The organism is Clostridium sp. C2-6-12, from assembly GCF_009928485.1.
In the GTDB taxonomy this organism is placed as follows: Bacteria; Bacillota; Clostridia; order Clostridiales; family Clostridiaceae; genus Clostridium.
In genome coordinates, this window is record NZ_JAABNP010000029.1 from 51639 (window position 1) to 71735 (window position 20097).

The window sequence follows — 20097 nt, forward strand, 5'->3', positions numbered from 1 at the left end:
TTATTTTGCAAAATATGCATCTAAGTATTTTTGTTTAATTTCTAATATTTTTGATAAACCTTGATTATCCATTTCTTTTAAATAAGAATCCCATTCTTCATCAATACCACCATTTAAAATCCATTCAGCCTTTTTACGTTCTGTATATGCTTTTACTGCGGTTTCATATTGTGTAAGTTTTTCTATATCTTCTTGAGACATAAATACAGGTGGATAATTATATTCAGCTTTCATATCTTTAACATAAGTTTTGTGCAGTATATCTAATCTTTCTTGTGCATCATCTGGTGATGTTGTATATTTCCCATAATAATCATTAAGAATTGCAGCTGGTCCACCAACAAATTGATTTGCACGAACTTCCCATGGCGATGCTGTCCCTAGAGGTAAATGTTTTAGAGTTTTGTCTGCAGTTAATTCAAATACATTTTGATTCTTTTCATCACCATATGTTCCCCAGTTATCTTGTACTGATTGAAGTGGCTCATATAACTTATCTACCCATTTTGCTGTTAATTCTAAATTTTTATTGGCTGATGTTACAACACATCTTCCTAAATCAAAACCATATCCATTTGATCTAGGAACATTTACATTGCCATTAGATCCTGCAAGGGCTGGAAGAGGTATATAGTCTTCTTTGTTTACAGCTACATTAGCTCTATCCCATGTAAAGAACATACCATAACGATTGTTTTTTCCCTTTGCTACAAATGTATCCCATTTTTGTGTAAATGCTTCTTGATCTATAAGCCCTTCTTCTTGAAGCTTATGAAGCCATTTAATACCATCTTTATAACCATCTTGGGTAGTTGAATAGACAACTTTTTTATCATTACTAACTAAATAATGATCTCCATTATCACCTAAACCAAAAGCTCCAAGCAATATAGCAGGGTCTTGGTCTCCATTGTTTATAATAAATGACATAGGAATTACATCATTTTTACCTTCTGGATGTTTATCTCTAAAAGCTTTTAAAACTGTAACTAATTCATCAGTTGTTTTTGGTACTTGAAGTCCTAATTCATCTAGCCACTTTTTATTTATCCAAGGGATATCTGCAACTGCTTGTATGGCTTCCTTTCCGCTTCCCAATTCCTCTATCCATGGAAACGAATAAATATGACCATCTGGTGCAGTAATCATTTTCTTATATTCTGGCTTATCTGTTAAAACCTTGGATAAATTCGGCATATATTTATCTATTAAATCTTCAACAGGAACTATAACTCCTTGTTTAGCATAGCGAAGTAAATCATAGTTACTCATACCAGCATTAAATAATACATCTGGAAGCGAATCTTTCTTTGATAATGCTAAATTTTTCTTATCAGCATACTGATCGTCTGTATAGCATGTCCAATCAATATGAACATTAGTTTCTTTCTCTAATCTCTGAAAAATAAGCCTTTCATTTGGATTTTGAGTAGAAATTGCTGGTGCACTTGTAAGCATTTTTAAAGATGCTGCTTCTTTTAATGGAAATGAAACATCCTTTAGTGCACTTTTTTCCTCTTTCTTACTTGCTCCATTGCCACATGCTGTGAATGATAATACTGTTAGCAATGCTAATGAAATGCTAACTAATTTTTTGATTTTACTTGTTCTCATATTATTTTTCCCCTTCCTTAACATATATATTATTTAACCTTTTACTGATCCTGCCATTATTCCCTTGTCAAAATATTTTTGGAAGAATGGATACATGACTAGTAGAGGTAAACTTGAAACAACAATAGTAGAGTATTTTAATAGCTCTGCAATTTTAGCCATTGCTGCTGTACTTTGGATATCAGATATCATACCTGGTCTTGGTGTATTTTGAATTAGTATTGATCTGATCACTAATTGTAAAGGCTGCAACTTAGAATCATCTAAATAGATCATTGCGTCAAAGTAACTATTCCATTGACCTACAAATTGATATAAAAGTAATACTGCAATAATTGGTTTACATACCGGTAGCATGATTTTAATAAAATGTGTAACATCACTTGCACCATCTATGGCTGATGCTTCTCTTAATTCTTTTGGCAAACTTTGAAAATAAGTTCTTGCAAGTATAATATTCCATACATTAATTGCTCCCGGAAGCAGAATTGCCCATACTGTATTAAGCATCTTTAAATTATCTACTAAAAGATATGTTGGCATCAATCCGCCTCCAAAAAACATAGTAATAACATATAGTGTAGTAATAAGTTTTTTTCCTACAAAATCTGGTCTAGATAAAGGATACGCAGCTAAAAGAGTAGCAGCAACTGAAATCACAGCAAATCCAATAGAATAAAATACAGAATTAAAGAAACCTCTCAATATCATGTCATCTTTAAATATTCTGTTGTATCCATCTAATGACCATTTACTTAAATTAAATGTCAAACCATTATTATTTAATTCAGTAGGATCCATAAAAGATGCAACTACTACATATACTAGTGGTATAATAATAGCTAGTACAAAAAGCATCACTCCTACATGACCACCTATTGTAATGGACTTATCAGAAAAGGATAAATTTTTGAATTTTTTCATTCTCACATTACTCATCTTCTATATTCCTTCTCCCTCGTTTAATTTTTTAACAATTGAATTTACAACTAATAGTAAAATTATATTAATAACAGAATTAAATAACCCTACAGCTGTTGAAAAACTGTAATCACCCATTAGTAGGCCCATTTTATATACATAAGTAGGTAAAATTTCTGATGCAGGTAAATTTAAATCTGTTTGCAGAGCATATGCTTTTTCAAAACCAATACTCATAAGATTTCCTGCTGATAAAATAAATTGAATAACCATGATTGGTTTTATAGCTGGTAAATCAACATTTAAAATTTGTTGAAAAATATTTGCACCATCTATAACAGCTGCTTCAGTCAATTCCTTGCTTGCACTAGATAAAGCAGCTGTATAAATAATTGACGCCCATCCTGCTCCCTGCCAAATTCCACTAGCTATGTATATTGTTCTATATGCACTTGGCATTGTCATAAAATTAGTTGCTGTTCCAAGCATTTTATTAAGTGGTCCAGCAGGTGACAAGAAAATAATAATCATACCTGATAGTACAATTACAGAAATAAAATTTGGAGCATAAAGAATCAATTGAATTTTTTTTCTTATTCTTTCACTCTTTATTCTTGCTAAAAATAATGCAAGTATAATTGGTATTGGGAATCCCCATAATAGTCCATACAAACTTATCTTTAAAGTGTTCATAAGATAGTTCATAAAATCTGGTGAAGCTAAAAATCTTTCAAAATGTTTTAATCCTACCCACTGACTATTAAAAACTCCTAAAATTGCACTATAGTCTTCAAACGCAATTAGTACTCCTCCCATTGGAATATACTTAAAAATAATTAATAGTATTAGTGGCGGCAACGTGAAGAAAAGATATAATTGATAATTTTTTTTGATATATTTCAAGTTGCTGTATAGTTGGGTGTGTTTTTTGTTAATATTAGGCAATACACTTTTTACTTCATTCAAAATTACCTTCTCCTTTCATTTGATTATAAAAACATGAAACACATTTTTACATTTGAAACCTAACCTTTTTTGCATTTGCAAATACACTTTATTTTTTCTTCATAGTTGTAAACCTTATCTACAACTTACAAATAAATATTAACAAATTATTATTACATTTGTCAATATTTATTTTACATTTTGTAATATTGTTATTTTTACATTTGCACACTAATCATTTACTTTTCCTATCTATATATTTGCATTTATATAAATAGCATTATTAAATTTTACATTTGACACTTTATTTGTTATACTAATTTCAATACACTACTTAAATATTAATATGGAGTTTTATAAAAAAAGAAGGGAGCATTTAATAATGCCAAACAAGAAAATAACAGTTCAAGATATTGCTGATGAATTAGGCATTTCAAGAAATACTGTTTCCAAAGCCTTAAATAATACAGGTTCTCTAGCAGAGGCTACAAAATCTAAGATTATTCAAAAAGCAATAGAAATGGGTTACAAGCAATTTGCTTACATAAACAATACACCATCAATTTCCTCAAACATACCTTTAAATAAAGAGATAGCACTATTTACACGCAGTATGCCAAATAGTTCCCATTTTGGATCACACCTTTTATCAGGTTTTGAAGAAAAAATTAGTAATCAGGGGTATAGACTGTCTATGTACGTTATTCGTGATAATGAATTGAATTCCTTAAACCTACCATTTAACTTCAAACCAGAATCTGTTGATGCTATAATATGCATAGAGTTGTTTGATAAAAAATATAGTGATCTCATATGTGAATTAGACATCCCAACATTATTTGTTGATTCACCTAGCAACCATAACATTTCACCCGTGAATTCCGACATTCTATTGATGGAAAACTATCACAGTATTTATAATATTACAAAAACTTTAATTAATAACAATAAAACTAACATTGGTTTTGTTGGAGATATTTTTCATTGCGAAAGCTTTTATGAGCGTTGGAAAGGATATTGTTCTGCTTTATTAGATTCTAACATTTCCCTTGATACTAATAATTGTATTCTCGAAAAGGACAAAGAACCTTATGGTGATCCTGAATGGCTTGGAAATAAAATAATTGAAATCTCAGTTCTTCCTGATGCTTTTATATGTGCAAATGATTTTATTGCAATTGATGTTATACGTGCTTTAAAGCATAAAAATATTTCTGTACCTGAAAACATTTTAATATGCGGTTTTGATGATTCAATGGAATCAAAAATAATCGAACCTCATCTTACTACTGTTAGTATTCCAAGCTATGAAATGGGTGATATTGCCGCAAATTTATTACTTTCAAGAATAGATAATCCTGCTATTCCTTTTAGAACAATACATGTACGAACTTCACCTAAATTCCGAGAATCCACTGGAGATATAATACAATAAAACCCCTGTTATTAAACAGAGGTTTTTTTATATCATTATATATAATATTAAATAATATGATGTTTTAAAATAATTTTAAACATACCTCATTTAATACAATAAAACCTATATCTTAAATTTCAAAGTAAAAAGATAAATGCTTTGCTTATCTTTATATGGGTATTTTAAGAACTATTTTATATATTTTGATAAAATTAGTTAAAATAAATCCTTTTTAATTTCTAACTTATTAGTTTAAAAAAGTCTTATAGTCCTCATAATTTCTCTTTAAAAGGTTTGGAGTATCTAATCCATAAGGACAATGAGCTTTGCACTTTCCACACTCTATACAGTCTTCAATCTTTTTCATCTTAGCCTGTCCTTCTTCTGAAAGGTGTCCTTCTGATGGAGAACGTCTAAGCAAAAGAGACATTCTTGCACAATTGTTTATTTCTATTCCTGCTGGACATGGCATGCAATATCCACAGCCACGACAGAATTCACCTGAAAGTTCATTTCTTTCACCCTCAATATAGTCCTTAATTTCCTCAGTCATCACTGGTGGATTTTCTATGTAAGAAATAAATTCATCAAGTTCCTTTTCTCTTTGAACTCCCCAAATAGGTAAAGTATTATCAAACTGAGCAAGGTATGAATAAGCCACTTCACTTCTTGTAATAAGCCCTCCAGCTAAAGCTTTCATACAAATATAACCTATATTTTTTTCTTTACATAAGTTTACTAAATCCTCTTCCTTCTTGTGAGCAAGATAACTAAATGGGTATTGCAATGTATCGTAGAGTCCTGATTCCACAGCTTCAATTGCCACTGGAAGTCTATGATTTGTAATTCCTATAAATCTAATTTTCCCTTGCTTTTTTGCTTCTAACATAGCTTCATAGAGACCTGTTCCATCATTTGGTTTAGGACAAAAGCTTGGATTATGGAATTGATAAATATCAATATAATCTGTCTTAAGCATAGTAAGACTTTTTTCTAAATCACTCCAAAAACCTTCAACAGTTGTTGATGGAGTTTTGGTTGCTATAATTATTTTTTCTCTAACCTCACTTAAAGCAAGGCCTAATTTTTCCTCACTATCAGTATAACTTCTTGCTGTATCAAAAAAATCAATTCCGTTATCATATGCTTTTCTAAGCAGCTTAACTGCTTCCTCACTAGAAACACGCTGAACTGGAAGAGCTCCAAATCCATTTCTATTTACTGTAATGCCTGTTCTACCTAAAGTAACCTTTACCATATTTACATCGCCTTTCTTGCACAAAATTCTATTTTTAACTTTTGTAACATTCACTATCTGATTGTTACTTTTAAGACCACCACTTTTTATTATACATATTTCTTAATTAATTTCCATTATAGAAAAATCCTTAATATTTAACATCCTTGATTCTTAACTCTTAACAGACTTAATTATTTAAAAACTCCAAATCACTAAATGCTTTTATAAATTCTTTGATTCCATAATTCTCAAATTCAACTTCAAGCATCATATCATCTTCTCTTAAAACTTTTCCCTTTCCATACTTCTTGTGGCTGACTTGCTTTATTGTTGTTTCGTTTATCTCTCTAATATCTTTTGCTTTTTCTTGTTGGCTTACTTGTTCAATATTATCATTTTTCTCTTCTCCTGGTATTGCTTCAGAAACTGTTTTTTCTAAATCGTCATATTCCTTATTACTTTCATTCCTCGCCTCTTGAATTTGCTTTTTTAAATACTGTAAACTAACAGTTTCTCTTTGACTCTTATCACTTTCAATTAGTTTTTGAGGAATCATATTAATATATCTGCTTTCTCCTGACGCTGCTCTTTGGTAATCTGGATTTGTATAATAAGAAAGCTCCAAATAATCTTTTGCTCTTGTAATTCCCACAAAAAATAACCTTTGTTCTTCTTCTTCCTCCATATCTCTAGTATGCAACGGAATTAAACCATAATTAACTCCTATAATAAATACATGAGAAAATTCTAAGCCTTTTGATGCATGTAAGGTCATTAATTTAACAGAATCTGTATCATTATTTATGTCTTTTTTCAAAATATTCATACCATATAAAGCTGAGGAGTTTATAAATTCTCTAATTCCATCTTCAAAAGGCTTTTGCTTTTCTTTTACATATTCTATTATAATATTCAGCAAAGTAAAAATAGCCTCTTTATCCTCTATGTAATTAGCTGAAGTCGGTCTTATATATTTATCAAATTCAAAATAATCATATATATCTTCTGGTTTACTTATATGAGAAGCTTTATGAAGAAACTCATACATTTTTTCAAGTAGCTCTGATTTTATTGTATTTTGTTCTTTCACTATCTTTTTAGCTGCTTTTTCTGTCATTCTTTCCCCATAATTCTTATTACTAAGGACATATGTTGCAGATGAAAAATCATCTTTATTTACACAAACACGAAATAGTTTAATCATCCAGTTTAGAACTTGAATATCACCTATGTTTTTCTTTAAGGATACTTCATATGGAAGCTGATTTTTCAAAAATACATCTTCTAAAACTTGTGCTTGTTCCTGCAGTCTATAAAAAATTGCAATTTCCTTATATGGTACTCCTGAATTATGCATTTCTTTAATTTTATCTACTAAATAACAAGCTTCATTAAATGGATTGTAATGATTTTTTACTATAATCTTATTTCCATTTTCACGTGCTCCAACTAAACTCTCTCCATTTTGCTGGAACGATTTTGCTGCCTCTAAAATAAAACTGCTGGAACGATAATTTATTGGAAGAGACAATTCCTTAGCATTATATTTATGTTTTAAGGCATATACAACATTTAGAGAACTTCCACGCCAAGTATAAATAACCTGATTAGGATCACCTACTGCAAATAATTTAGTATTAGCACTTTTCAACTTATCAATAAAATTAAGTTGAAGTTTATCGCTATCCTGTACCTCATCTATAATAATCCATTTTGGTTTAATTTTTTGTTCATTTAATAAAATTTTAGCATTTACCAATATATCCAAAAAAGACATTTTGTTTTGCTTTATTTTTTCTTTTCGTAAAAGTTCAACCAGTTTAAATATATCATCCTCATAAGGAGAAACCTTTTCTTCTTCTTTCTCAATTGCCATTGCCTGTTCAAGCCTCTTCTTTAAGCGGTTTTTATATTTTATTTTCAGCTTTTCCTCTTGTATTATTTCCAGGGCAATATTTAATTCTTCCTCAGGTTCTATTACTAAGAAATCTTTGTTATATCCTATTTTTTCAACAGGCAATACATTTTTTAAGAAATGGAGCGCAACACTATGAAAGGTTCCAAAACCCTCTAGTTCTTCTAACTTTATATCACTATCAGAAGCTAATAATCTTTCTTTGATTTCATTGGCTGCCTTATTAGTAAAGGTAAGCACAATCATATCTTTATAACTTATATTTTTTGCATAATGAAGATATAAAATCTTTGAAATTAAAACTGTTGTTTTTCCACTTCCAACATTTGCATTAACAATGCAAGCTTTACTTTCATCTAATACTGCTTCCTTTTGATATTCATTTAATCTCTCTAACTCTTTTTCATAATCCATGGAAGCCTCCTAATCCACAAGATCTTTATATCTTCTTTGTAATTTATTTTTTGTATTACTGCTTTCATCCTTTATATCTTCAACTCTTATATTTAATTGAACTCCAATTGGTGCATCTGTATGAAAAGAAATAATGTTCAATATACTTTTTTTATTACTTTCCTCCATTACCCATTCTTTATAGAATACATTATTTAAAACTAAGGTCAAAGTACGATTTTCTATTTCTACCTTTGGAATTGTGCTTAAAAATCTTGCAAAAGTATCTCCATTATCTTTCAGATATTCACAAAATTCCTGCCACTTATCTTGTAATTCCTCAAATTTAAATAACTTTTTAATAAAAGTTGCTGGTGCATATTCAGCTAACTTAATGCCTTTAGGTGCTTCTATTTCTTCTAACAAATTTTTTAGCCCCCATAAAACCATAGTTTTATCCAATTGGTAATCTCCTATACATGCAGCACAGCCATTATCACATTGACAGCCACTTACCAGCTTAATAGCAGCTTCAATTATATTTTCTATTAAATCAAATACTTTTTCCGAATACCCTAAGCCTCCTACATATTTATCATAAACAAACATATAGACTTCATCATTGTAATTTTGCCCTAGCTGTAAGGCATTGTTAGACATTACAACACCAATATCCTCCTGCTCTGACATTGTTGTCATCATAGCTGAATTTTTAATTGCATAGCAAACTCCCTCAAAATGATTATTTCTAATAATCATTCCATTTTGACTTTCTTGAAGGAGCTTCCTATATACTGTAACAACATTATCAGGAATTCTTATCCATGTGCTTTCTGTATCATAATCCTTTGATAATGGATTTTCTAGCTGTTCAAAGCCTAAATTTTGATGATTATGAAATTGAAGTTTTTTGTACATATAAACTATTTCATCAACATTTACATCTCCAAATTTGACTTTGGTACGTTTGTATTCCATATCCTTGCTGCCTTGAATAATCCTAATGTTTGTAGTACCACCTGGCATGGTATAGTAGTTTCCATTAAAAGGAATAGCATATGCAGTCCTGCTTTCCAAGTCAAGCTTTACAACCTGATACTGAACACCATCATGCATGTATATTGCTCCATTATGAATTTCACGGAAAGCCTGCATTTCATCCATTTCAGTTATTTCTTTATTATTTTCTTTATTAATCAGCTTATATCTTAATTTATCAATATTTCTTAAGCTGAAATCTCCTGCTGGAAAAGAATTACCACACCATGCAAACTTTCCACTTTGATTAGTCAATTCACTGGCTCTTATTAAAACAGGAATTGTTTCACCTAAATCAGGAAAAATTGTAATATCATCTAAAGTCAGTGGTATTTCAGCAGCTGCAGCACGTATATGAGCCAGTTCTATTAATAAATTATTCTTATCTATAACTGCATTTTCACTTCCACCTTCAAAAAGCCAGTCTGGATTAATTGCTATGTACTGATCAAAAGGCAGATTATCAAAAATCAAATAATTAGTGCTTTCCATTCCGCTTCTTCCTGCTCTTCCAGTCTGCTGCCAAAAGGAGGCTCTCGTTCCTGGATATCCAACAATTACAGTGGTATCAATTTTCCCAATATCTATTCCAAGTTCCAAGGCATTTGTAGATACCAGTCCTCGTAAAACTCCAGTAATCATTTTATTTTCAATTTCTTTACGTTCAAGAGGTGTATACCCCCCCCTGTATCCAGATATCTTATCTTTTAAAGATGCTCCAAAAAACACTTCTGTTTCTAATTTATCTCTTGCTTCCTTTAAGATAACTTCAACATTTCTTCTTGATTTGGCAAAAGCAATAAAACTATTATCATTTTCCACTAAATCAGGGATTAACTCAGCAGCAACCGAATTTGACTGCACCTGTCCATAATATTTTTTATCATGACCCATAATCTTTGGTGGTTGAAGAAGCTTATAATTTTTCTTTGGAGCTGGAGATCCATCTTTATAAACCTCCATGAATTTCTGTCCGCAAATTTCTTCTGCCAGTTCAACTGGATTTGCTATAGTTGCAGAACTGCATAAATATTGCACAGAAGAATTGTAATATCTACAAACTCTTCCAAGCCTTCTAAAAACATTTGCTAAATGTGAACCAAAGGCTCCCCTATAAGTATGAAGTTCATCAATTACTACATATTTTAAATTAGAAAAGATAAAATCAAAGCCAAACTTACTGTGATTAGGTAAAAAAGCTGCATTTATCATTTCTGGGTTAGTCAAAATAATATTAGCATTTTTTCTAATTCTACTTCTTTCATTTACAGGAGTATCCCCATCATAAACTCCTGCTGAAATCCTGTTATCTCCAAAGTATTCTAAATATGGCTGAATAGCTCTATATTGATCACTTGCAAGCGCTTTTGTAGGATAAATAAAAATTGCCCTAGCTAAAGGGTTAGATAAAATTTCTTGAATAACTGGCAGCAAAAAACTTAGAGTTTTTCCACTGGCTGTTGATGTAGTTATCACAACATTATTGCCATCAGTGGCTTTTTCAAACATTTCAGCTTGATGACAATATAATTTATCAATACCTTTTTCAAAAAGATATCTACATAATTCCTCTGATAAATTGTCAGGATAATCTACATAAATTCCTTCTCTTTTGGGAATTGTTTTATTGTATATGATTAATTCATTTATATTCATTAATATTGCTCCTTTTTTCATAAAGCTCAATGATAAGTAATAGCCTAATATATTTGTCTTTTTCATATGAATAATTTTATTTATAATTATATATCAAAGGCTGAATAATTACATCAAAAGTGCATTAAAATTCATATAAACAAGAATAACACTACAATCCCATGATATAATATATATAAGCTTTAACTATAAGGGTATAAGTCTGCGATTAAAATTTTGATATAAAGAATACAAATGAGGGTATGGAAACGTTAGCTAAGAAAATGGAAAAAGGTTATTTTAAAGTGTTGTTCTTATTAACTTTAATAAACTCAAAATAATGCGTGATTAACAAAGAGAGTTAAGGATTAAAATCTATAAATTTTAACCTTAACCCTTTTTTTCTTTTCACTTCTTCTCTTAACTTTTCTATATACATTTGCCTTATAAAATTAGTAAATAATACTGTTTCATTTTCACGCACTTTCATTAATCAAATTTCATTAATTGCTCTTTTTTTTCAATTATTCCGTTCTCATACATTTCTATTTTATAATCCAACCGCTCTAAGGTTTTTTTCATATCTTCCATCTTTTGTACTAATATAGCACGCTGCTCTTTCAAAAGCTGTTTTCTTGCATCAATTGTTTCATATCCTCTTTGAAACAAAGCTACATACTCAATTAAAACTTCAATAGGAAGACCTGCTGCCCTCATACATTTAATAAATTCTATCCACCTGCAGTCTTCTTCATTATAGTCTCTAATTCCACTTTTACGGTTAACGGCCGGAATTAATCCTATTCGTTCATAATAACGGAGTGTATCTTGTGAAAGCTCATATATTTTACTTACTTCAGCAATAGTCATATATTTTACCTCCTTTTTTCACATTATAACATCTAGACTTCACTCAAGGTCAATAAATTATTTTCATATATAGATTAAATCTACATTATATTTATACTCCCTAAGTTTCATGATTCATATTAACATCAGCAAACTCTCCATCAATGCTTTGCCACCATGCGGATACTTGTTCCTTTAAATTAGAATCAAACAAAATAGTTTCTCCAATTTCAGATGTAATAAGATTCGTTCCTGTTTTATTAGCTTCTTTTATTGCTCGCTCTATTGGTTCTCTCCAATCATGATTAGCCAGTCTAAAACCTCCCCAATGCATTAACATCATGTTTTCCCCTTTAAGGTCTAAATTGGCTTGAACAGATTGCTCAGGTATCATATGAACATTTTCCCAACGTCTATCATATTGAGCACCTTCCATTAAAGTCATATTGAAAGGTCCATATTTATCTCCAATTTCTTTAAAATGAGGACCATAACCACCGTCTCCACTTATAAACAAACGAGTATTTCTCCCAAGAATTGCCCATCCACCCCATAAAGTACTATTAGAATTAAAAACAGCTCTTCCTGAAAAATGCCTTGAAGGTGTTAAGGCAAGGCTTAAGCCTTTATGATTTATTTCCTCCCACCAATTTAATTCTGTAATTCTCTCTTTAGAAACTCCCCATCGAATTAAATGTGAGCCAACTCCCAATGGGACTATAAAATGCAAAACCTTACTATGAAGCTTTTTAATTGATTGATAATCTAAGTGATCATAATGGTCATGAGTAATAAGCACAACATCTATTAATGGCATTTCATCAATAATATTTAATATATTTTGACTATATTTATATCTTTTAACTCCAACAAAGGAAAATGGTGATGCAATAGGTCCTAACATTGGATCAACAAGTATTTTTTTATTGTCTATACTTAGTAAAAAAGCCGAGTGACCAAGCCAAGTCATACTATCATTTTCACTATTAATTTTATTCCATTCAAACCTATGAATAGAAATTTCAGCATTTGGTTTAAGCTCCTTTTTACTTTCCTCAGTTTCTTTGACATTAGACGATATAGTGAAACTATTTCTGATTGGAACTTTATTTATAAATTTACCATCAACATAATTTTCTAAAGTTTTATAATATTCCTTTTCATTTTTACTAGGATTTCCGCCAAAAGAGCGATTTAATTTTAAAAATATAGCAATACCTACACATAGTGTAAATATAATAATGACTAAACTAAAAATTATTTTCATATTAACATCTCACTTTCTTATTTTTTTAATCTTCTTTCAAATACCTTCAATTTATTCTACATATATCTATATTATTAAATAATTATTTTTTATTCTTTATATTATATAGTCTATCACTTGGAGTCCACTCCAAGTCAAGAAATTTTATAGAAGTGAATAATAAAAACTCTTTTGTGAATAATAAAAATTAAGGATAAATATAAGGAGAGTGGTTTAAATGAGTGGTTCCCAATATAACAAAAATAAAAATGATAAGAGTAATGCTGATAAAAATAAAGGAAAAAATAACTGTGATAAAGGAAATAACAAAGTAAGTTCATCTCTTACTGAAAAATAAAAATGTATTTTAAAACTTTGAAAATAACTAAAAACAAAGTCTATATTTTTAGTCGTCATAAAAATATAGACTTTGTTTATTTTTTTATCTGAATATATTTAATTGTAAAATAATATTTCTTTTAAATATCATTAATAAATTATAGTTAGTTTAAATTCCGTATTGCAGATAAGTTCCGCATTGTGAATAGTTCCGTATTGCGCATAGCTGGTCTTTATAGAAGCGCATAGCCACTCTTTTTATATGTGTACTCCTAAACTGCATCGAAGAAACTCATTTGGTCACTTTCCGGAAGACCTCTTAAACAATCAAATTTTCTAAGAAGTTCTATTGCTGCATTTCCTATTTTAGAACGTTTCTTTACGTCATCTACTGAGTTAAAGACCTTTTCTTTTGCTGCACTTGCTATACTTTCAGCAGCAACTGTTCCCATTCCAGCTATACTGTTTAAAGGTGGTCTTATGCTGTCTTCTTCAAGTTGAAACTTTGTTGCATGGGATTTATACAAATCAATTGGTAAGAATTTAATTCCTCTTTCATACATTTCTAAAACTATTTCCAAGTCATCATACATATCCTTATCCTTAGGAGCTGCTTCGTTTCCTAAAGCTTCAATTTCTTTCATCTTTTCTCTGACCTTTTCTTTTCCAAATATCATAAATTCTGCATCAAAAGCCTTAGCTCTAATACTAAAGTAAGTTGCATAATAAGCCTTAGGTATATGAACCTTAAACCAAGCTATTCTAAAAGCCATCATTACATATGCTGCAGCATGGGCTTTAGGGAACATGTATTTTATTTTTCTACAAGAATCTATATACCATTCTGGTACTTCTTTTTCTCTCATCATAGCTTCAAATTCTGCCCATTTTTCTGGATTTTTAAGTGCCTGACCTTTACGTACAAGCTCCATTATTTTAAAGGCTGTATTAGGCGGAAGACCTTTTTTAATCAAATACACCATAATATCATCTCTCGTACATACAGCATCACTGATACTTGTGATTACTCCATTGTCTATTAGGTCCTTAGCATTTCCAAGCCATACGTCTGTACCATGTGAAAGCCCTGATATACACAATAAATCTGAAAAAGTTTTTGGTTTTGTATCTAAAAGCATTCCTCTAACGAATTTAGTACCAAATTCAGGAACACCAAAGGTTCCTACCTTGGAATTTATTTGGTCTGGAGTTACTCCAAGGGCCTCTGTAGATGAGAATAAAGACATAGTTGCCTTATCATCCATAGGTATATCTTTTGGATCAACGCCTGTAATATCCTGAAGCATCCTTATAACTGTAGGATCGTCATGTCCCAATATATCAAGTTTCAAAAGATTTGAATCTATTGAGTGATAATCAAAATGTGTTGTTATAATATCTGAATTTGGGTCATCAGCAGGATGCTGTACAGGACAAAATTCAAAGATTTCACGTCCCTTTGGTACAACTATAATTCCTCCTGGATGCTGTCCTGTAGTTCTTTTTATACCAGTACAGCCTATTGAAATTCTCATAGTTTCTGCTTTGTTTATTGGAATATTTCTTTCCTCATAATATTTTTTAACATAACCAAAAGCTGTTTTTTCAGCTATAGTACCTATTGTTCCTGCTTTAAAGGTAGTTCCTTTACCAAAGATAACTTCTGTATATCTATGTGCCTTTGCTTGGTATTCCCCTGAGAAGTTTAAATCTATATCAGGTTCCTTATCTCCATTAAAGCCTAAGAAGGTTTCAAATGGTATGTCTATTCCATCCTTATAAAGATTTTCTCCACAAACAGGACAAACCTTATCTGGTAAGTCGAATCCATTTAACACGCCATAATCTTCAAAGTCAGAATATTTACAGCTAGGGCATCTATAATGTGGCGGCAATGCATTAACTTCTGTTATACCTGTCATATTTGCAACAAAGGAAGATCCAACAGATCCTCTGGAACCTACTAAGTATCCATCTTCATTTGATTTCCACACCAGTTTTTGAGCAATAATATACATTACTGAGAACCCATTTTTTATAATAGAATCTAGTTCCTTATCAAGTCTTGCCTGAACAATTTCAGGGAGTGGATCTCCATAAAGTTCATGGGCCTTTCCAAATGCAATGTCTTTAATTGTTTGCTCGCAGCCTTCAATGTGAGGTGGACATTTTTCTGGTGAAATAGGACTTATCTGCTCACACATATCCGCTATTATATTAGTGTTTGTAACAACAACTTCATAAGCTTTTGTTCTTCCTAAATATGCAAACTCATCAAGCATTTCTTCAGTAGTTCTTAAATATAATGGTGCTTGATCATCAGCATCTTTAAATCCTTGACCTGCTTCTAATATACGTCTGTAAATTTCATCTTCTGGATCTAAGAAGTGAACATCCCCTGTTGCAACTACAGGCTTACCTAACTTCTCTGCTAAAGCTACAATCCTTTTGTTTATTTCTTTTAAATAATCTTTATTAGGTACCTGCTCCTGCCTTACTAAATAATCATTATTCCCTAAAGGCTGAATTTCTAAATAATCATAGAAGCTTGCAATTTCTTCAATTTTCTCTTGAGGTTTCCCTAAGAGCATTGCTTGGAATAACTCACCTTCACTGCAGGCACTACCAATAATTAAGCCTTCTGAATATTGTTCAAGCATACTTCTTAATATACGTGGCTTTTTATAAAAATAATCTAAATGAGAATATGATACAAGTTTATATAAGTTCTTTAAGCCAACATAATTTTTTGCAAGTATTATTATATGATAAGTTTTAACCTTTTTATAAGCAACCTTTTTAGCCTCTTCATCTGCTGCATATTCGTCTATTTCTGAAAGCATTTTGGCTCCTCTTTCTTTTAGCTCATCAAGCATTATGTTAAATACCTTAACTGTAGTATCAACGTCATCTAAAGCTCTGTGAGCAACCTCAACCTTTATTCCAAGATTCTTAGCAATTCTTCCTAATTTATAAGATTTATAATCAGGAAATACATCTTGAGCTAGACCTAAGGTATCTATATAAGTAAAATCAAAGTCATAGCCTAAAACTTTTGCATTATGTTTTAAGAAGCCAATATCAAATTCGGCATTGTGCGCAACTAAAACACTTCCTTCTATAAAATCAAGAAGTTTTGGGAATACCTTATCTATAGTTTCTGCATCTCTTACCATATCATCAGTTATTTTAGTTACTTCAACAACTTTCATAGGAATTGACTTTTGCGGATTTACAAAGGTGCTGAATTTATCTATTACCTTTCCATCCTGAATTTTCATTACTCCTATTTCGGTTATTTTTTCTGTTTCAGCAGAAAAACCTGTAGTTTCCAAGTCTAAAACACAGTATGTAGTATCAATACTTTGCCCTTTAGGATTTGTTACAGACGTCTTTTTATCAGGAGCTAAATAAGCTTCCACACCATATATTACCTTCATATCAGGATTATCTCTTCCAAGTAGCTTATGCGCTTCTGGGAAGGATTGAACAACTCCATGGTCTGTTATAGCAATAGACTTCATACCCCAGCTCATTGCTCTCTTAATTAAATCCTTAGCACTTGACATGGCATCCATTTGACTCATTTGAGTATGCATATGAAGCTCTACTCTCTTCACTTCTGAATTATCCATTCTCTTAGCTTTTCTTATTCCTTCTGTTTCAATAACAGTATTAGCAATCAATTCAACTTCATGAGAAAAATTACTGTACCCAGCATTTCCAGCAAGTTTTAAACCTTTAGCCTTTTTAATTCTTGAAAATACTTCATCATATTCACCTGGTTTACAAAATATTTTACAAGTCATTGAGTTTGATCCATCATATAAATCAAAGGAAATTAACATTTTTCCACTTCTTAATTCTTTAGCTTCAATGTTAGCTATTTCTCCCTCAATTACTACTCTTCCTTCATCAGGTGTAATATGATTTATTTTTATTACAGGTTCTTTAATGTTTCCATTTCTGCCCAAAATCAATAATGGATTTGCATTTGATTTTTTGCCATCACCTTCTGCTTTTACCTCCAGTTTTTCTTCAACCTTTGGTAATTCTGGTGCTTGAATACTTTGCGCTGCTTTAATATCTTTAAGAACCATTCTTTCATTTGCTTTTTTGTCTTCTTCAAGCCTTATTAATTCTTCACTATCTAAATTATCAATAAACTTTATTTCATAATTTGAGTTATATATAGTTTGAATTGCTTTACCAATTTTTTTATCATAGCCCATTGTCTTTAAAAAACCTGATACTGGAATTTTAAAACTAAAATTTATTGTTTTGCCTACAATTTCATAATCACTATTATTTACTGCAGCCTTTAATGCAGGATATTTATTAGCCATCCCTAAAACAATATTTTTTAATTCCTCTTCTATTGGCCTTATCTTAACATTATCAGAATACTTAATCATAATTTTCGAATCATTTAAGCCAAATCTTCCTTTAATAAAATCTTTAAAGCTTTCAATTTCTTCTAAGTCAATGTACTCATCTGAACTAATTGCCATTTCTAAAACTTTAGTTCTCTTACGTAAAATTACAGATTCTATAAGTGCAGTATTAATTTTTCTACCATATACATAATCACTAAAAGCTTCATTTACTTTTTTCATACTACCCCTTACCTTCTCCAATTTTTTAATATGTTACTATTATATAAGTTTAACATACGATTGTTAAGACTAAAATTTATTATTTTTTTAGATCAAATTACCATTCCATAATAAAACTAGTATATCAATGACAATAATATACTAATAATATTATTCTTTCCTTAACAACAAAAAAGAATACTCAAAATTATTATTTCAAGTATCCTTTTGATTTATATTAATTGATTATAATGATTATTTAATAAATTTACATCTCTATAAGCTGCTTTTAATCATATTTAATATTGTTTCTTCCTCAATTCCACTTCTTGAGGAAATGGAATATGATATGCCTTTACTTTCCCAAGTTGCTAGATTAATTATTTTATCCTTATTTCCATTTAAAATAACATTAACATCATTTACTTTAGATGAATTTTTATTTATATATTCATTATAATCACCACTTATATTTTCTACTTCTTTACCTGCTCTAAAAGAAATATCTTTTTCGCCACTGTTATAGTCAATTTGTATAATTTCATTTGCTATAACATTTATACTTCTAATATTATACCCTTTAGGTAATGCTTTCACTGTATTTATCTTTAAATTCAATGCTTTTTCAGCTTCTTCTAAAGTTTTATATTCCTTAATGAAATACCCACTAGATACTATAGATGAACTTTCAATTTCATCATTTTCTTTATTAGTTGTTTTGCCTTGATTTTCAGCAGCATCATTTTCTTTAGTAGGTATATCCTTTTTATTATTAACAGCCTCACTTGACATCCTACCTGCTTTTTCATTATTATTCTGCATTTCTGGACTTATTTTAGTTACTATTTCTGAATTTGCATTTGAATTATTAATTCCTTGTGCTTTTTGTACATCTCCAACTGATTTTTTATTATTATCTTCTTTTTGATTTTCTAAAGAATCATTTTTCTTACTAATTTCTTCATTTCCAGCTGTGGAATTTATAGGTTCATTGTTTTTAATACTATCATTATTACTTGTATTATCTTCATTATTGCCATAAACTTCACTCTCTTTTACTTTTTTCAAATCATTATCTATGTCTGCACTTTTTTCAATTTCTTGATTTTGCTTTAAATTATTATTTTCAAGCTTAAAAAATTCAGGATAATTTTTAATAACACTTAGACAAACTACCACAGTAAAGCATGCTGCAACCAGCTGCATATTTCTTTTAAAATTATTATTCTTTTTTACTACTGTTGTTATACTTTTTGCTTCTATATTATTCTTGAGCACATTATTGAGTATTCTTTTTTTCATTTCATCATTCATAACAATTTTATCTAAATCTTCCTTGTACTTCTTACTCAAAATCATACTCCTCCTTTAGCTCTTTTTTTAATATATTTCTTCCTCTACTAAGCAATGAACGTATTGTTGCTTCTTTTTTGTTTATTACTGATGCAATTTCCACTGTAGTATAACCTTCATAATAATATAAATAAATAATTTCTCTATATTTTAGTGGAAGCTGCATAACTTTACTAAGAACGTTACTGTCTTTATACTCATCATAATATGGCATTTCCGTTAACTCTACATGTCTTTTAAACCATGCAGATTTCAGTTTATTTTTGCAAGTATTTCTTGCAACACAAATAAGCCAATGCTTCTTATGGTCATTGCTTTCAAACATATCCATATTTTTAAGTAATTGTACAAAAACCTCTTGAACTACATCTTCTGCATCATAAATATTTTTCATATATGAATACGCCAGTCTCAGCAGCATATCTCCATATTTATCTAAATCCTGTGAGATAATTTCATCCGTACGCAATGAAACCTCATTCATTATCAAAATCATCCTTCCATTTAAATAACCCAATTAACAAAAGTTTTAATAGCCTAAAGCAGCTTTTTACTGAATAATTTTAATTTGCTACATTTACCTAGAACAAATGCATC

General features: G+C 30.2%; 13 protein-coding genes. 1 reads left to right on the plus strand and 12 read right to left on the minus strand.

Annotated elements, in window-relative coordinates; all coding sequences use genetic code 11:
• From GXK56_RS20465 to GXK56_RS20475, 3 genes are read right to left on the minus strand one after another with little or no spacing between them, the layout of a single operon-like run.
• Positions 1-1614, minus strand: a complete 1614-nt coding sequence (locus GXK56_RS20465; RefSeq protein ID WP_160690886.1) for an ABC transporter substrate-binding protein — start codon at positions 1612-1614, stop codon at positions 1-3.
• A 33-nt stretch (positions 1615-1647) separates the two neighbouring features.
• A complete protein-coding gene (locus tag GXK56_RS20470; protein ID WP_160690918.1) occupies positions 1648-2538 on the minus strand; it encodes a carbohydrate ABC transporter permease in 891 nt (296 codons plus the stop codon).
• Between the two features lie 18 nt (positions 2539-2556).
• A complete protein-coding gene (locus GXK56_RS20475) occupies positions 2557-3501 on the minus strand; it encodes an ABC transporter permease subunit (RefSeq protein ID WP_202127923.1) in 945 nt (314 codons plus the stop codon).
• Between the two features lie 361 nt (positions 3502-3862).
• Between GXK56_RS20475 and GXK56_RS20480 the strand changes: the two genes are divergently transcribed.
• Positions 3863-4915 (plus strand): LacI family DNA-binding transcriptional regulator, encoded by a 1053-nt coding sequence (locus GXK56_RS20480; protein ID WP_160690888.1) that lies wholly within the window; start codon positions 3863-3865, stop codon positions 4913-4915.
• A gap of 229 nt (positions 4916-5144) precedes the next feature.
• On the opposite strand, the gene GXK56_RS20485 is transcribed toward GXK56_RS20480, so the two are convergent.
• The 9 genes from GXK56_RS20485 to GXK56_RS20520 all read right to left on the minus strand — a co-directional run bounded on the left by GXK56_RS20485 (position 5145) and on the right by GXK56_RS20520 (position 19984).
• Complete coding sequence (locus GXK56_RS20485) at positions 5145-6155, minus strand: aldo/keto reductase (RefSeq protein ID WP_160690890.1); 1011 nt, start codon at positions 6153-6155, stop codon at positions 5145-5147.
• A 169-nt stretch (positions 6156-6324) separates the two neighbouring features.
• Positions 6325-8466, minus strand: coding sequence for an ATP-dependent helicase (locus GXK56_RS20490; RefSeq protein WP_160690892.1), 2142 nt, complete (start codon positions 8464-8466; stop codon positions 6325-6327).
• A 9-nt stretch (positions 8467-8475) separates the two neighbouring features.
• Positions 8476-11139 carry a DEAD/DEAH box helicase gene (locus GXK56_RS20495; protein ID WP_160690894.1) on the minus strand — a complete coding sequence of 888 codons (2664 nt, stop codon included), beginning with the start codon at positions 11137-11139 and terminating at the stop codon, positions 8476-8478.
• 340 nt (positions 11140-11479) lie between these two features.
• Positions 11480-11608, minus strand: coding sequence for a hypothetical protein (locus GXK56_RS28610; RefSeq protein ID WP_279283209.1), 129 nt, complete (start codon positions 11606-11608; stop codon positions 11480-11482).
• Positions 11608-11988 (minus strand): MerR family transcriptional regulator, encoded by a 381-nt coding sequence (locus GXK56_RS20500; RefSeq protein WP_160690896.1) that lies wholly within the window; start codon positions 11986-11988, stop codon positions 11608-11610. The genes GXK56_RS28610 and GXK56_RS20500 overlap by 1 nt, the downstream gene beginning before the upstream one ends.
• 100 nt (positions 11989-12088) lie before the next feature.
• Positions 12089-13234: an MBL fold metallo-hydrolase gene (locus GXK56_RS20505; RefSeq protein WP_160690898.1), complete on the minus strand. Its 1146-nt coding sequence runs from the start codon at positions 13232-13234 to the stop codon at positions 12089-12091.
• Positions 13235-13824: 590 nt separating this feature from the next.
• On the minus strand, positions 13825-18168 hold the full coding sequence (gene polC / locus GXK56_RS20510) for a DNA polymerase III subunit alpha (RefSeq protein ID WP_160690900.1): 4344 nt from the start codon (positions 18166-18168) through the stop codon (positions 13825-13827).
• Between the two features lie 255 nt (positions 18169-18423).
• Positions 18424-19500 (minus strand): hypothetical protein, encoded by a 1077-nt coding sequence (locus tag GXK56_RS20515; RefSeq protein WP_160690902.1) that lies wholly within the window; start codon positions 19498-19500, stop codon positions 18424-18426.
• Positions 19493-19984: a sigma-70 family RNA polymerase sigma factor gene (locus GXK56_RS20520; RefSeq protein ID WP_160690904.1), complete on the minus strand. Its 492-nt coding sequence runs from the start codon at positions 19982-19984 to the stop codon at positions 19493-19495. The genes GXK56_RS20515 and GXK56_RS20520 overlap by 8 nt, the downstream gene beginning before the upstream one ends.
• Between the last annotated feature and the right edge of the window lie 113 nt (positions 19985-20097).